The sequence below is a fragment of the Luteitalea sp. genome, from assembly GCF_022842525.1.
Classification (GTDB): Bacteria; Acidobacteriota; Vicinamibacteria; order Vicinamibacterales; family Vicinamibacteraceae; genus Luteitalea.
Map to the genome: position 1 here is coordinate 39,128 of NZ_JALHPM010000021.1, position 14,236 is coordinate 53,363.

At 70.6% G+C, this 14,236-nt stretch carries 12 protein-coding genes; 6 read left to right on the forward strand and 6 right to left on the reverse strand.

The window, feature by feature from the left end:
- Positions 1-3 precede the first annotated feature (3 nt).
- Complete coding sequence (locus Q0C41_RS06685; protein WP_291982111.1) at positions 4-1,596, forward strand: M28 family peptidase; 1,593 nt, start codon at positions 4-6, stop codon at positions 1,594-1,596.
- Between the two features lies 1 nt (position 1,597).
- Complete coding sequence (locus Q0C41_RS06690; protein ID WP_291982113.1) at positions 1,598-2,503, forward strand: aldo/keto reductase family oxidoreductase; 906 nt, start codon at positions 1,598-1,600, stop codon at positions 2,501-2,503.
- Between the two features lie 4 nt (positions 2,504-2,507).
- On the opposite strand, the gene Q0C41_RS06695 is transcribed toward Q0C41_RS06690, so the two are convergent.
- The 3 genes from Q0C41_RS06695 to Q0C41_RS06705 are packed head-to-tail and all read right to left on the reverse strand — an operon-like array spanning position 2,508 to position 4,695.
- The gene (locus tag Q0C41_RS06695; RefSeq protein WP_291982116.1) at positions 2,508-3,386 is read right to left on the reverse strand and encodes a M55 family metallopeptidase; all 879 of its coding nucleotides are present in this window, start codon (positions 3,384-3,386) and stop codon (positions 2,508-2,510) included.
- Positions 3,387-3,436: 50 nt separating this feature from the next.
- A complete protein-coding gene (locus Q0C41_RS06700; protein WP_291982117.1) occupies positions 3,437-3,724 on the reverse strand; it encodes a DUF1905 domain-containing protein in 288 nt (95 codons plus the stop codon).
- 20 nt (positions 3,725-3,744) lie between these two features.
- Positions 3,745-4,695, reverse strand: a complete 951-nt coding sequence (locus Q0C41_RS06705) for an MBL fold metallo-hydrolase (protein WP_291982119.1) — start codon at positions 4,693-4,695, stop codon at positions 3,745-3,747.
- A 149-nt stretch (positions 4,696-4,844) separates the two neighbouring features.
- Between Q0C41_RS06705 and Q0C41_RS06710 the strand changes: the two genes are divergently transcribed.
- From Q0C41_RS06710 to Q0C41_RS06720, 3 genes are all read left to right on the forward strand, one after another.
- Complete coding sequence (locus tag Q0C41_RS06710) at positions 4,845-5,747, forward strand: hypothetical protein (RefSeq protein ID WP_291982121.1); 903 nt, start codon at positions 4,845-4,847, stop codon at positions 5,745-5,747.
- 246 nt (positions 5,748-5,993) lie between these two features.
- Positions 5,994-7,400 carry an NADP-dependent phosphogluconate dehydrogenase gene (gene gndA, locus Q0C41_RS06715; protein ID WP_291982122.1) on the forward strand — a complete coding sequence of 469 codons (1,407 nt, stop codon included), beginning with the start codon at positions 5,994-5,996 and terminating at the stop codon, positions 7,398-7,400.
- 51 nt (positions 7,401-7,451) lie between these two features.
- Complete coding sequence (locus Q0C41_RS06720; protein ID WP_291982124.1) at positions 7,452-8,534, forward strand: sugar kinase; 1,083 nt, start codon at positions 7,452-7,454, stop codon at positions 8,532-8,534.
- A gap of 125 nt (positions 8,535-8,659) precedes the next feature.
- Here Q0C41_RS06720 and Q0C41_RS06725 read toward each other — a convergent pair whose 3' ends face one another.
- From Q0C41_RS06725 to Q0C41_RS06735, 3 genes are all read right to left on the reverse strand, one after another.
- Positions 8,660-11,176: an excinuclease ABC subunit UvrA gene (locus tag Q0C41_RS06725; RefSeq protein WP_291982126.1), complete on the reverse strand. Its 2,517-nt coding sequence runs from the start codon at positions 11,174-11,176 to the stop codon at positions 8,660-8,662.
- A 76-nt stretch (positions 11,177-11,252) separates the two neighbouring features.
- Positions 11,253-12,392, reverse strand: a complete 1,140-nt coding sequence (locus Q0C41_RS06730; protein WP_291982128.1) for a ketoacyl-ACP synthase III — start codon at positions 12,390-12,392, stop codon at positions 11,253-11,255.
- A gap of 10 nt (positions 12,393-12,402) precedes the next feature.
- Complete coding sequence (locus Q0C41_RS06735; RefSeq protein WP_291982130.1) at positions 12,403-13,641, reverse strand: mandelate racemase/muconate lactonizing enzyme family protein; 1,239 nt, start codon at positions 13,639-13,641, stop codon at positions 12,403-12,405.
- 349 nt (positions 13,642-13,990) lie between these two features.
- Between Q0C41_RS06735 and Q0C41_RS06740 the strand changes: the two genes are divergently transcribed.
- The coding region (locus Q0C41_RS06740) for a hypothetical protein (RefSeq protein ID WP_291982132.1) at positions 13,991-14,236 on the forward strand (246 nt) is incomplete at its 3' end.

The following is a 14,236-nucleotide window of genomic DNA, read 5'->3' on the forward strand; positions in this document are numbered from 1 at the left end:
GCCGTGCGGACGCCATCGCTCTCCACGATCGTCGTCGGCCTGGCGATCGCGCCTCTGCTGGCGCAGTCGCCCTCGGCCCCGACGGTCAACGCCGATCGCATGCGGGCAGACCTCGAGTTCCTCGGGTCGCCGCCCCTCGACGGCCGTGCCTCGCTGACGCCCGGCGCCGATGCCGCAGCGTGGTTCCTCGCCACGGAACTGCGCAAGGCCGGCCTGCAGCCGGCCGCCGGCGACGCCTACCTGCAGCCGTTCGATCTCGTCCCGCTCCGCCTCGATCGCGACGTATCGTCGGTCACCCTGCGGCACGCGGGGCGAGAGGATCGCGTCGTCCCGATCGCCGTGGCCTTTCCCGACCCCACCCGCGAGATCGCCATCAGCGGCGAGGTGGTCTTCGCGGGCTACGGCATCACGGCTCCGGAGTTCGGCTACGACGACTACGCCGGCGTGGACGTGCGCGGCAAGGTCGTGCTGGTCTTCGATCACGAGCCGCAGGAAGACGACCCGCGGTCGGCGTTTCACGGCACCGGCCTGACCCTGCATGCGGGCACCTGGACCAAGACGTTCAACGCGCAGCAGCATGGCGCGGTCGCCGTGCTCGTCGTGACCGAGCCGGTCAACACGCATCGGACGGCGCCCCGCCCGCCCGACCGCATCGGCGCGTCCCCGCAGGCGCTGCGGTCCGGGGAGCTGCGCATTCCCCGCCTGACCCTGCCGGCCGACGCGGCCACAACGCTCCTGCAGGGGACGGGACGGACGCCCGCCGACTGGCAGCGCGCCATCGACGGCAGCGCGACACCCGCGTCGCGTCGGCTCGACGGCGTCACCGTCACCATCCGCGCGGTCAATGGCGCTTCGGGCACGCGCACCTCATGGAACGTCGTCGGCCTGCTGCCGGGCACGGACCCGGTGCTGCGCGACGAGACGGTGCTGGTGACGTCGCACTACGACCACCTGGGCACCCAGGGCGGCAAGTTGTATCCGGGCGCCAACGACAACGGGTCCGGCACGGTGGCGATGGTCGAAGTGGCCAGGCTCCTCGCCGGCCGACGTCTCGCGCGCAGCGTGCTATTCGTCTCGTTCGGATCGGAAGAGCAGCTCATGCTCGGGTCGTACCACTACGTCGCGCACCCGCTCCGGCCCCTCGCCACCACCCGGGCCGTGCTCAACCTCGACATGGTCGGGCGCAACGAGGCACACACACCGGACAGCATCGGCGCGTACGAGATCACGGCAGGGCGATCCGATCAGCTGAACCTGGTCGGCGCTTCCTTCAGTCCCGATCTCGCCGCGCTGCTGCAGCGCGCGTCGAGCGGCGCCGGACTCACGCTCAGCGACAAGTTCGATCGGGATTCGTCGATGCGCACGCTGTTCCGCTGCGACCACCTGCCGTTCCTGCAGAAGGGCGTCCCGGCCATCTGGCTGTTCGGCGGCTTCCACCCCGGCTATCACGAACCGGTGGACACCGTCGATCGCCTCGACTTCGACAAACTGTCGCGCGTCGTCACGCTCACCGTCGACGCCGTGACCGCGCTGGCGTCACCATCGTCGCCACCGCCGCGCTTCCGCTACCCCCACACCCAGACGACGCGACCCTGACATGACACGAACGAGACTCGCAGCGCGCGGACCCGAGTGTTCCCGCATCGTTTACGGCACGTGGCGGCTGCTCGCCGCATCGCCGACGACCCAGGACATCAACCGGCGCCTGCACGCCTGCCTCGAACTCGGCATCACCACCATCGACACCGCCGAGATCTACGGCCTGTACGAAGTCGAGAAGCAGCTCGGCGAGGCGCTCGCGCTCTCGCCCGGCTTGCGCGACAAGTTCGAGATCGTCACCAAGGCCGGCATCTACGTGCCCTGCGCCTACCACCCCGAACGCCGGACCGCGCACTACAACGCCACCGGTCCGCGTCTGGTCAAGAGTCTCGAGAAGTCGCTGCGCTGGCTCGGCACCGATCACGTCGACCTGTTCCTCGTGCACCGGCCCGATTGGCTCACGCGGGCCGACGACACCGCGTCCGGCCTGAACGCGCTGCTCCGCGAGGGCAAGATTCGGGCGGCCGGCGTCTCCAACTACAGCGTCTCGCAGTTCGACCTGCTGAGCGCCTGCATGGATCAGCCCCTGGCCACCAACCAGATCGAGTTCCACCTGCTGCACACCGCGCCGATCGACGACGGGACGCTGCATCAGTGCGAGGGCCTCGGCGTGCTGCCGATGGCGTGGAGTCCGCTGGCCGGGGGGCGTCTGTTCGACCCCGCCAACCCCGCGGCCGTACGCCTCGCCACGCTGACCACGCGCATGGCGGCCCGGTACCCCGGCGTGACGCTCGAGCAACTGGCCTATGCCTGGATCCTGGCGCACCCCAGCCGCCCCGTGGTGGTGATTGGCACCAACAGGCTCGAACGCCTGCAGGCCGCGGCGGACGCCGACGGCCTCGTGCTCGAGCGCGAGGACTGGTACGCGCTCTGGGAAGCCGCGCAGGGCCGCCAGATCCCCTGACCGGTCAGTCGGGGTTCACGTAGCGATACAGGAAGCGCACGAGGGCGTAGGCCTGCGGCATGGTGTCGGCGCTGAAGGCGATGGTGTCGGCCGCGGGCCGCTGCATGCCCGGCAGGATCTCGGCGACTTCGGGGATGAGGCTCGAACGCAGCTGTACCTCGACGCGATAGGGGGCCGTCCTCGACGGCGTGCCGCGCGCGGCACGCGCCACGGCCTCGCGTGCGGCGGCTTCGATCTCGGCCCGCGTCACGTCCAGCGGGCGCAACGCGGCGGCGCGCTGGTTGATCGCGCGCTTGGTGACCACCGTCCGCATCCCGGGTGTGCCCTCGGCGACCTGCGCCACCGCCACGTCGTCGCCCGTCACCAGCACCACGGGCACGCCGTACCAGTGGGCCATCAGCGTGTTGAGCCCGCCCTCGCCCACCGATCGGCCGTTCACGCGCACGTCGGCGACGACGCCACTGCCGGTGTGGGCGAACAGGCCGCTCGGCGTGCCCGCCTTGGCGTGATAGCCGATGAAGATGACGGCGTCGAAGGTCTCGTCGAGGCCTTCCATCATTCCGTGACGCTTGAAGCTGTGGCTGATGAGCGTGGCACCCGGCTCGAGATCCTCGAGCCTCAGGTTGCGCATGCTGCCGTGCGAGTCGTTGACGACGATCTCGGTGGCGCCGCCGGCCCGCGCGCCGCGAATCGCCGCGTTGGCATCGTCGGCCATCAGCCGGCGCGACCTGTTGTACTCGGCCCCGGCCGCGCTGAGCTGGTCGTCGCCGGCGATGCCGCTGATGCCTTCCATGTCCACCGAGATGAACACCTTCTTGCCCGGTTGCGCCGAGACGGTCGTCATTGCCGCCACGAGGAGCACGCCGAGCATCAGGGGTCGCATGAGGGAAGCGGGAGGCTGAGTCACGGCAGTAGGCAGATTCTAGACCGGTGTCAGTCCTCGTCGTCGAACGGCACGAAGGTCACGCGGACGACCGCGCCCTCTTCCTTGTCGCCACGCACCTTCTTCGGCACCGGCAGGAAGCCATCGCCCTGTTTCGTGCGCCAGAGACTCGTGTCCCAGCGCACGTCGTCCACCGTGGCTCTCACCGGCAGTCGTCCCCAGGCGCCCGCGTGTCGCGGTGTGAGTGCCGGCGGCACCGTGACGAAGGTCCAGCCGCCCTTGCCGGCGATCCGTTGCAGTGTCGCGGTGAACGTGCGCCGCCGCGGTCGCGTCGCCATGTCCGTTGTCCCAGGCGTCGCTAGCTGGCGAGGACGATCGTCTGGCCGAGGTCGCGCAGGGCGAGCCGGCCCTGTTCCTTGGCCAGCATGGCCTCGGCGCGCTCGATCGGCTCGCGCACGGGCTCGCGGCTGAGCCTGAAGGACTGGTGGTGGATGGGCACGAAGAGACGAGCCCCGGCGGCGTCGGCCATCGAGACGGCCTGCTCGGGCGTGCAGTGGTTGCTGATCCAGGGATCGTAGGCGCCGATGGGCATCACGGCGGCCTCGAAGGGGCCGTGTCGCCGGTGGTCCCGGAACAGCGGCGTGTCGGCGGTGTCGCCGCCGATCAGCAACCGGCGTCCCTCGCGTTCGACCACGAAGCCGGTGTAGCCGCGCCACGTGTCGCGCCGCACGCGGGCGCCCCAGTGACGGACCTCGAGCCCATGGACGTGCGCGTCACCGCGCGGCGTCCTGACGTGCACGGTCTCGTTCCAGCCGAGTTCGGCGACCGACGCCGTGGCCCGGTCGGGGAGCAGGTCGGAGGTGCCCCGCGCCATCACGACGGCCGGGGTGCCCGGCACCGCCGCCAGCGAGGGCGTGTCGAGGTGGTCGAAGTGGGCGTGCGACACGAGCAGCAGGTCGATGTCCGGGACGGCCTCGGGCGGCAGGGCGCACTGCACGAGCCGGAGCGGGCCGATGGTGCCCACCCAGGCGTCCACCCCGATCCGGTTGAAGAAGGTCGGGTCGGTCAGAATCCGCAGGCCATAGAAGTTGACCAGGACCGTCGCGTGGCCGAGCCAGGCGAGGGTGATGGCGTTGTCGGCCCACGCGGACGGGTCGGGCACGTGTGGCGCGGTCGGGACCGACTTGCCGATCTCGGCGAAGCGTTCACGCATGAAGCGGGCGCCCCAGGAGGAGGACATGTTGGCCCAGGCGGTGGCGCCAGCACTGGCGGCAAGACCGGTGGCGAGGAAGGTACGTCGACTGGGCATGCCTCAGTACTGACGCCGCCGGAGGACGCCCTGTTCCTTGCCGCGCGTCTCCGGAACGGGAACGGCCTGACGCGTCGTGGCGACAGCCCCGCCAGAGCGCCTGCAGCGACTGGCGCGGCTATTGAATGAACAGCAGCAGGAGATCCGTCATGTCCAGACAAGTGGTCACCGCCGTGTTCCTCGCCGCCCTGCTGGCCGCTGCCGACCCGGCGCTCGCGCAGCGCCAGCGCAACCCCGGCGGCGGGGGAGGTGGGGGGGACCGCGGCGGCGGGCAGGTTCGGGGCCGGCAGGCCGCTCCGCCTCAGGACCGCGGGGGTCGTCGGCCCCAAGCGGAGCGCGGTGAGCGACCACGACCATACGCCGCCCCACCGCAGGCCTCGGGACCGCGCGACGGTGCAGGCACCGGCCGCTACGCCGTGCCTCGCGACCAGGCCTACGCGAACCGGGGCTACACCGGGCGCTACATCGACCCGGGCTACACCGCGCGTCCGGGCTATGGCCGTCCGGGCTACGTCCCGCCGCGGGCGGGCTACGCCGGGCCGCGCGGCTACGTCAGCCCGCGAGGGTACGTCGCCCCCCGTGGCTACTACGGCACTCGCGGCTACTACGGGCCACCCCGGTACATCGCGCCGGGCTGGCGTGGCGGCTGGGCCCCCGGCTCCCGCGTCCTGGCGCCCCGGTTCGTCTCTCCGTTCATCCTCGGGTACGGCGCCTGGCAGCCGTACTACTACCGCCCGAGCATCGGCATCGGCGCGTTCTACGGCGCCGACGGACTCTACCCGTTCGGGGCCATCCCGCCGGCCTACTACGATCCGCTGCCCGGCGGGCTCTACGGCGGCCTGCGCATCACCGACGCGCCGCGAGACGCGCAGGTGTTCGCCGATGGCAACTACGTCGGCATCGTCGACGACTTCGACGGGGTGTTCCAGCACCTGAATCTCGAGCCAGGCCAGCACCGCATCGAGATTCACGCCCCGGGATTCACCCCGATCGCCTTCGACGTCGTCGTGCAGCCCGGCCGAACCATTACCCTGCGCGCCGACGTGTACTGAGCGCGCCTGTCAAAGGGGGAGGATCGAAAGCCCCTTGGGGCCTGGTCCTTTCCGCCTTGACCCTTCCCCCTTTGTCGGTGTCGTTTTGCCCTGTTGGCCCTTTTCGCCCTTCTGACCTTTGACGCGGCCGCCCGCCTCGCATTTTCCCCCTCCATCGGCACACAATACGGCCCGGCTCTCGGGCGCGCGGCCAACCCTGCGCCCGCGCGAGCCTGGGTCGGTAACCGGGTGTGCGAGAGGGATGCAATGGCGTGTGACATCGGCGTGGTGGGGCTCGGCGTGATGGGCGGCAATCTGGCCCGCAACATCGAGAGCCGCGGCTTCGCGGTTGCGGGGTACGACCTCAGCGCAGCCAAGACCGAGGCCTTCGCTGCGGTGTCGAGTACCGCCATCGGCGCGTCGTCCGCGGCGCACCTCGCGGAGATCCTGTCGACGCCGCGCAAGGTCCTGCTGATGGTGCCCGCCGGCAAGCCGGTCGACGATGTGATTGCGCACATCGTGCCGCACCTCGAGGCCGGCGACATCATCATCGACGCCGGCAATTCGCTCTTCACGGACACCGATCGTCGCGAGGCCGCCCTGGCCGCGAAGGGTCTGCTCTATCTCGGCACCGGCGTGTCGGGCGGCGAGGAAGGCGCGCTGCGCGGTCCGGCCATCATGCCCGGCGGATCGCGGGCGGCCTGGGACGCCGTCGCGCCCATCTTCGAGGCCATCTCGGCGCGGGCCGAGGACGGCCTGCCCTGCGTGGGCCATGTCGGACAGCGCGGTGCCGGGCACTACGTGAAGATGGTCCACAACGGCATCGAGTACGGCGACATGCAGCTCATCGCCGAGGTGTACGACGTCTTCAGCCGCGGCCTCGGCATGACGGCCGGCGAGATTGCCGACGTGTTCGCCGACTGGAATCGTGGCGAGCTGAAGTCGTACCTCGTCGAGATCACCGCCGACGTCCTCGCCCAGGGCGATCCCGAGACCGGCGGCCCGCTCGTCGACGTCATCCTCGACGAGGCCCAGCAGAAGGGCACCGGCAAGTGGATGAGCCAGAACTCGTTCGACGTCGGGGCCCCGATCCCCACGGTCAACGCCGCCGTCGAGTCGCGCCTCATCTCCGCCCTCAAGGTCGAGCGCGTCGCCGCCAGCGCGGTGCTGACGGGACCCTCGCCCACGTTCACCGGCGACCGCGCGCGGCTCATCGCCGCCGCCCGCCAGGCCCTGTACGCCAGCAAGATCACCTCGTACGCACAGGGCATGGCCCTCATGCGTCTCGCCTCGGCCGAGTACGGCTACGACATCGACCCCGGTGAAGTGGCGCGCATCTGGCGTGCCGGCTGCATCATCCGGGCCACGCTGCTCGAGGACATCCGCGCCGCCTTCGCCCGCACCCCGCAGCTGCTCAACCTGTTGACCGACCCGTTCTTCAGCGCCGCCGTCGCCGAACGGCAGCAGGGCTGGCGCGAGTTCGTGCAGACCGCCGTGGGCCTCGGCATTCCCGTGCTCGCCACCGGGGCATCGCTGGCCTACTACGACGCCTACCGCAGCGCGCGGCTGCCGGCCAACCTCACGCAGGGACAGCGCGACTACTTCGGCGCGCACACGTACCGTCGCACCGACCGCGAAGGCTCCTTCCACACGCAGTGGGGCAGCCACGCCTAGTCGCTCGGCCTCTCGCACCAACCCGTCATCTCTCGGAGAGTCATCGCAGACATGAGCAGCAACCTGAACGTCCCCGCCCAAGGCGAGCTCGATCTCCTGTCGCTCGGCGCCATCATCCACCGGCTCGACTCGGGGCGGGTGCCGTTCCGCAAGGCCCATTCGCTCGACGTCCACGTCAGCGGCGGCGAGTTCAACGTCGCGGCCAATCTGTCGGACTGCTTCGGCCTGCGGACCGGCATCGCCTCCGCGATGGTCAGGTACCCGGTGGGCGACCTGATCGCCGAGCGCGTGCGGGCGATGGGCGTGCGTCCGTTCTACAAGACCTTCGAGCATGACGGCGCGCGCGGCCCCAACATGGCCACGGTCTACAGCGACCAGGGCATGGGCATCCGCCCGCCGGTGGTGTTCTACAACCGCGCCAACGAAGCGGCGGCCCTGCTCAAGCCGGGCGACTTCGACTGGGAGGCCATCTTCGGCATCGGCGTGCGCTGGTTCCACAGCGGCGGGCTGTTCGCCTCGCTGTCCGAGACCACGGCGGAAGTGATCATCGAAGCGATGAAGGCGGCTCGCAAGGCCGGCACCATCACGTCCTTCGATCTGAACTACCGCGAGAAGCTCTGGAAGGCGCAGGGCGCGCTCGACAAGGCCCAGTCCATCTTCGCGCGCATCGTCGAGAACGTCGACGTGCTCGTCGGTAACGAAGAGGACCTGCAGAAGGCCCTCGGCGTGGCTGGCCCGGAGGCGGGCAAGGGCGCGGCGCTCGACACCTCGGCCTTCTTCGACACCATCACCCGGGTCGTCCAGCAGTATCCCGACATCAAGGTGGTCGCCACCACGCTGCGCGACGTCCACTCGACCAACCGGCACACGTGGTCGGCGGTCGCCTGGTTCAATGGCGAGCAGGTCGTCGCGCCGACGACCCAGCTCGACGTGCTCGATCGCGTCGGTGGCGGCGACGGCTTCGCGTCAGGACTCATCTACGGGTTGCTCACGGGAGAGTCGCCGGAGCAGAGCGTGCGCCTCGGCTGGGCGCATGGCGCGCTCATCACCACGTTCCCGGGCGACACCACGATGGCCACGGTGGACGACGTCAAGGCGTTCGCCAAGGGCGGATCGGCCCGCATCCAGCGCTAGGACGACGAAGCACGCGGTTGTAGCCGTCGGACTTGTCCGACGGTCGGAGGGCATCGCGGAGATCGACACGGCCGGCTCGGAGAGCCGGCCCTACCCAACCACCCCGTCACGCCTCAACCACCCGGTCACGCACCCCGCAGTGCGCGCCGCAGGTACGGCGCCGTGCGACTGCCCGCGGCCCTGGCCACGGCGGACGGCGTGCCCTGCGCCACGATCTGGCCACCCTCGGCGCCCGCCCCGGGCCCGATGTCGATGACCCAGTCGCTGTGCCCCACCACGCGCATGTCGTGCTCGACGACGATCACGGTGTTGCCGGCGTCCACCAGCCCATCGAGCTGTGTCAGCAGCTTCTCGACGTCGGCCGGGTGGAGCCCCGTCGTCGGCTCGTCGAGCACGTACAGCGTCTCGCCCCGGCTGCTCCGCTGCAGCTCCGTCGCCAGCTTGATGCGCTGCGCCTCGCCACCCGACAGCTCGGTCGCGGGCTGGCCGAGCCGCAGGTAGCCGACGCCCACCTGACGCAGGACGCCGAGCGAGCGCCGGACGGCGTCTTCGCCCTCGAAGAACTCCCAGGCGCGATCCACCGTGAGGTCGAGCACCTGGGCGATGTCGAGGTCGCGATACCGGACTTCGAGCGTCTGCGCGTTGTAGCGCGCCCCGTGGCAGGTGGGACACGGCGTGTAGACGCTCGCGAGGAACAGCAGCTCGACCATCACGAAGCCTTCGCCGGCGCAGTGCGCACAGCGGCCCTTGGCGACGTTGAACGAGAAGCGACCGGCATCATAGCGCCGTGACCGCGCCGCCTTCGTGGCGGCGAAGAGCTTGCGCACGTGGTCGAAGAGGCCGGTGTAGGTGGCGAGATTGGAGCGCGGCGTGCGACCGATCGGCTTCTGATCGACCTGCACGAGCCGGCTGATGGTCTCGATGCCCTCGGTGATGCGCCCGTGGGTCGGCGTGGGCGCCGTGCGATCGAGATCGGCGCTCTCGTCAGGCGTGGGCTCGGGCGCCTCGTGCCCGAGGTGTGCCGTGACCAGGTCGACGAGCGCCTGACCGACGAGGCTCGACTTGCCCGACCCCGAGACGCCCGTCACGGTGGTCATCACCCCGAGCGGGAGGGCGACGTCGATCTGCCGGAGGTTGTTGCGAGTGACGCCGGCCAGACGGAGCCATCGCTGGGGCGGGCGCACCGCCCGCGCAGGCTGACGACGCCCATGGGCCAGATACTGGCGGGTCGACGAGGCGTCGACCTGCTGCAGGCCCTCGGGAGGACCGCTGTAGAGCACCTGCCCACCCTGCGTCCCTGCACCGGGCCCGACGTCCACGATCCAGTCCGCGTGGTCGATGACGTCGAGGTCATGCTCGATGACGAACAGCGAGTTGCCGGAGGCCTTGAGGCCATCGAGGGCCCGCAGCAGCGCTTCGGTGTCGGCCGGATGCAGACCGGCGGACGGCTCGTCGAGCACGTACACGACGCCGAACAGGTTCGACCGCACCTGCGTGGCCAGCCGCAGTCGCTGCAGCTCGCCGGGCGAGAGTGTCGGCGTGCCGCGATCGAGCGACAGGTAACCGAGTCCGAGGTCGAGCAGCACCGCGACGCGACCCAGCAGGTCCTCGCCGATGCGCTGCGCCACGAGGGCCCGCTCGGGATGCGCCGCCGTCGCTGTGCCACGCACACTCCGCCCGTCCGCGGCCGGCCGGAGCCGGGCGGCGAGGTCGGCCAGCGGCAGGCGCGACATCTCGGCGATGTCGAGGCCGGCGAAGGTCACCGACAGCGCGTCTGGCCGCAGGCGCTTGCCCTGGCACGCCGTGCAGTCGGCGCTCACCAGGTACCGCGCCACGCGCCGCTTCATCGTCGCGCTCTCGGTGGTGGCAAACGTCTGCAGGACGTACTTGCGTGCGCCCGTGAACGTGCCCATGTAGCTGGGCGTGTCCTTGCGTTTGAGCGCGCGCCGGACCTCGGGCGGCTCGAAGCCGGCGTAGACGGGGACGGTCGGCTGCTCCTCCGTGAACAGCAGCCAGTCGCGGTCCGTGCGTGGCAGGTCGCGCCACGGCGTGTCGACGTCGTAGCCGAGCGTGACCGCGATGTCGCGCAGGTTCTGCCCGTGCCACGCGGGGGGCCAGGCCGCGATCGCCCGCTCGCGGATGGTGAGCCGATCGTCGGGCACCATCGACGCCTCGGTCGCGTCGTACACCCGCCCCAGTCCGTGGCAGCTCGGGCACGCGCCGTGCGGCGTGTTGGGCGAGAAGTGATCGGCATGCAGCATCGGCTGCCGTGCCGGATAGTCGCCCGCTCGCGAATACAGCATCCGCACCAGGTTCGACAGCGTCGTCACGCTGCCGACCGACGATCGGGTCGTGGGGGCGCCGCGCTGCTGCTGGAGCGCGACGGCGGGCGGCAGGCCCTCGATGGCGTCGACGTCGGGAACGCTGAGTTGGTGGAAGAGCCGGCGGGCGTAGGGCGAGACCGACTCGAGGTAGCGACGCTGCGCCTCCGCGTAGAGCGTGCCGAAGGCGAGCGAGGACTTCCCCGACCCCGAGACGCCCGTGAAGACCACCAGGGCGTCGCGCGGGATGTCCACGTCGACGTTCTTCAGGTTGTGCTCGCGCGCGCCGCGCACCCTGACGCGGTCACCGGGTGTCGACACGGGCGATCGTGCGCGTCTGGCCATCCGATCACGGTGGCACCGCTCGCAGGGACGCGCAAGCCGTGCCGCCGTGTCGTCAGGCCGGGCGGCGCGATTCGGCGAACACCGGCGACATCAGGCCCTTCAGCGAACGCCCGTGCGGATCCTGCCGCGCCCGCACCTCGTTGACCAGCTCGAGTGCCGACCTGTCGCACGGCGGCATCGTCATGGTCGACTCGCCGAGCGGCGTCACGCGTTGGCCCCAGCGGACGAGCAGGGCGCCGAAGGTCAGCCCGCCTCCGAAGCCTGGCATCAGCAGCAGGCTGCCTGGCGCGACACGGCCCTCGCGCAGGGCGTCGACGAGGCTGACCGGCACCGTCGCCGCGCTCATGTTGCCGTAGCGGTGGACGGTCACCATCACGCGGTCCATCCCGATGCCGGCGTACTGGGCGACGGCCTCGATGATGCGCAGGTTGGCCTGGTGGGGTACGACCAGATCGACCTGGTCGGCCGACACGCCGGCCTCGGCGAGCACGCGGGCACAGGCGCCGCTCATCCCCTGCACGGCGCGCTTGAAGATCACCGGTCCGTCGAAGTCCCAGATGGCGTCGCCCAGCGACACCTCCCGGTTGGCGTACCCGCAGCCCAGTCCGCGCACGCGCAGGCTCTGTCGCGCCTCCGCATCGCAGCCGAGCACGGTCCCGATCACGCCCTCCGCGCTGTCGGTCGCCTGCAGGACGACGGCGGCGGCGCCATCGCCGAAGAGCACCGCGATGTTGCGGTTGGTCCAGTCGATGTAGGGGCTGATCACCTCGACGCCGATGACGACGGCGGTGCGGACGACGCCGGACTGGATCATCGCGGTGGCCGTCGACAGCCCGTAGAGGAAGCTGGTGCAGGCCGTGTTGACGTCCATCGCGGCGGCGCGCGTCGCCCCGAGCGCCACCTGCACGCCGGACGCGCTGTTGGGCACCGCCTCCTCGTTGGTGCAGCCGCCATAGACGATGAGTTCGACGTCGCTGGCGTCGAGGCCGGCGCACGCCAGCGCGCGAGACGAGGCGATCGTCGCCAGCTCGATGGCCGAGAGGTGCGACACCCGGCGCTCCTTCATGCCGGTGCGCTTGGTGATCCACTCGTCGGAGGTGTCGAGGAAGGTCGACAGGTCCTCGTTGGTGAGGATGGCGGGGGGAACCGCCTCTCCCCAGCCGGTGATGGCAGCGTGGCGTGCAGGCGTCATGGCGAGGACTCTACCAGTGCGTGAGGGATCCGTCAGGCCGGCGGAACACGTTGCGGCGACCGGGCTCGGTGACCTCGCCAATCTGCGTCAGGCGCGACATGTCCGCGGTGACGCCGAGACCGGGGCGGTCGTTCGTGTAGGCCTTGCCATTGCGGAAGTCGAGGCACTCCGGCAGGTAGTCTATGGGACGCCCACCGTAGTTGTATTCGAGCATCACCGGTCCGGAGTACGTCGAGAGGCAGTTGACCAGCGCGGCGGTCGCGATGGGGCCCGTGAAGTGCGGCACGATGCCGACGGCGTGGGTCTCGCAGATGGCGGCCACCTTCATCAGCTCCGTGATGCCGCCGACGTTGGGCAGCGTCGATCGGATGAAGTCGATGTCGTGCTGTTCGACCAGGCGGTTGAAGTCCCACCGCAGCCCCCACTCCTCGCCGTGGGTCAGCGGCACGGTGGTCATCTGCCGCAGTCTGGGCAGGTCCATCAGGGCGTGCTCGTCGCGCACGGGGTCCTCGACGAAGAACGGGTCGAACGGCTCCATGACCTTGCAGACCCGGACGGCGTCGTTCAGGTCGAACCGCTGGTGCAGGTCGATGCACCAGTTACCGTCTGGGCCGACCCCGTCGCGCACGTCCCGGCAGTCCTGCTCGATGCGCCGCACGGCCGTGCGGGTGTCGAAGACGCCCCCGATCGGCACGTCGCCGGCGCCCATCCTGAAGGCCCGATACCCGGCCTCCATCGTCGCCCGCGCCCGCTCCTTCAGGCTGAGGGGGGCTGTGGCCGTGCCCGCAGGTCGCGCCCCGCCCGTGGCGTAGCACTCGCAGTAGTCGCGCGCCGTGCCACCCAGCAGTTCGTGGATGGGCAACCCGAGCGCCTTGCCCTTGATGTCCCACAACGCGAGATCGAGCGCGCCGAGCGCATGCGTCTTCTCGCGGCCCGGCGGGTAGAACCACGCGATGTAGGCCTCCTGCCAGATGGCCTCGACGTGGAAGGGGTTCTTGCCGATGAGCGTCCCCGCACATTGCTCGAGCGTGTCCTTCGCACCGCCCTCACCGATGCCGGTGATGCCGATGTCGGTCTCGACGGTCACGACCATGTTGCTCTGGTTGAAGAGCGGGTTCAGGTCGGGCGGACGGTAGATGCGGACGCGGGTGATCTTCGCCTTCGGCAGTGCCGCCACCGCCGGGCGCGGCCGCGCGGCACCAAGCAGAGGCGCAGCAGCCAGCGCCGTGAGAAATGCTCGTCGATTCATCGCCATGCCCTCCGCGTTGCGCCGCGCTGCCCGGTGCCCGGTGCCCGGTGCGCAACCCTCGCTCCCGGTGCACGGTGCCCGGTGCCCGGTGCCCGGTGCCCGACTCCCGACTCCCGACCCCCGACTCCCGGTACCTGCCGTGCGGCGCGAGTATACGTGCGCGCTCGTCCCGGCGGTGTGCTCTCGAGATGACACGGTGTCCACGCCGTCGTCCTCGTGGGGGAACGACAGGGCCCGCATCCGTGAAACATCTGTGACCGCGCCGTGGCGTCTGTGGCGGCGCCCTGACACCTCCGGTGCAGGAGGCGGCACGGCTCTTGATGGATTCGGCGCGCAGGAGGTGTTCCGAATGCGTATTCCAATGCTCTTCGTGATGTTCGCGCTCGCGGCGGTGGCCGCGAGTCCTGCCGCCGCCCACCCGGCCCGTGTGCCTCATCGTCATCCGGCGGTCGTTCGACCCGTCGTGGTGGCACCGGTCGTGGTGCCGGTGCGACGCGCGCTGGTGCCTGTCGTGCCCCTGCGCCGGGCGCGCGTGGCGCCGGTGGTCGTCGCGGCGCGACCCGTCCCGCTGCGGCCGGTCCCCGTTCGGCCGGTC

Coding starts and splice junctions, on each gene's coding strand:
- Q0C41_RS06690 (WP_291982113.1), top strand. CDS start 1,598: ATGACACGAACGAGACTCGCAGCGCGCGGACCCGAGTGTTCCCGCATC.
- Q0C41_RS06695 (WP_291982116.1), bottom strand. CDS start 3,386: ATGCGACCCCTGATGCTCGGCGTGCTCCTCGTGGCGGCAATGACGACC.
- Q0C41_RS06700 (WP_291982117.1), bottom strand. CDS start 3,724: ATGGCGACGCGACCGCGGCGGCGCACGTTCACCGCGACACTGCAACGG.
- Q0C41_RS06705 (WP_291982119.1), bottom strand. CDS start 4,695: ATGCCCAGTCGACGTACCTTCCTCGCCACCGGTCTTGCCGCCAGTGCT.
- Q0C41_RS06710 (WP_291982121.1), top strand. CDS start 4,845: ATGTCCAGACAAGTGGTCACCGCCGTGTTCCTCGCCGCCCTGCTGGCC.
- gndA (WP_291982122.1), top strand. CDS start 5,994: ATGGCGTGTGACATCGGCGTGGTGGGGCTCGGCGTGATGGGCGGCAAT.
- Q0C41_RS06720 (WP_291982124.1), top strand. CDS start 7,452: ATGAGCAGCAACCTGAACGTCCCCGCCCAAGGCGAGCTCGATCTCCTG.
- Q0C41_RS06730 (WP_291982128.1), bottom strand. CDS start 12,392: ATGACGCCTGCACGCCACGCTGCCATCACCGGCTGGGGAGAGGCGGTT.
- Q0C41_RS06735 (WP_291982130.1), bottom strand. CDS start 13,641: ATGAATCGACGAGCATTTCTCACGGCGCTGGCTGCTGCGCCTCTGCTT.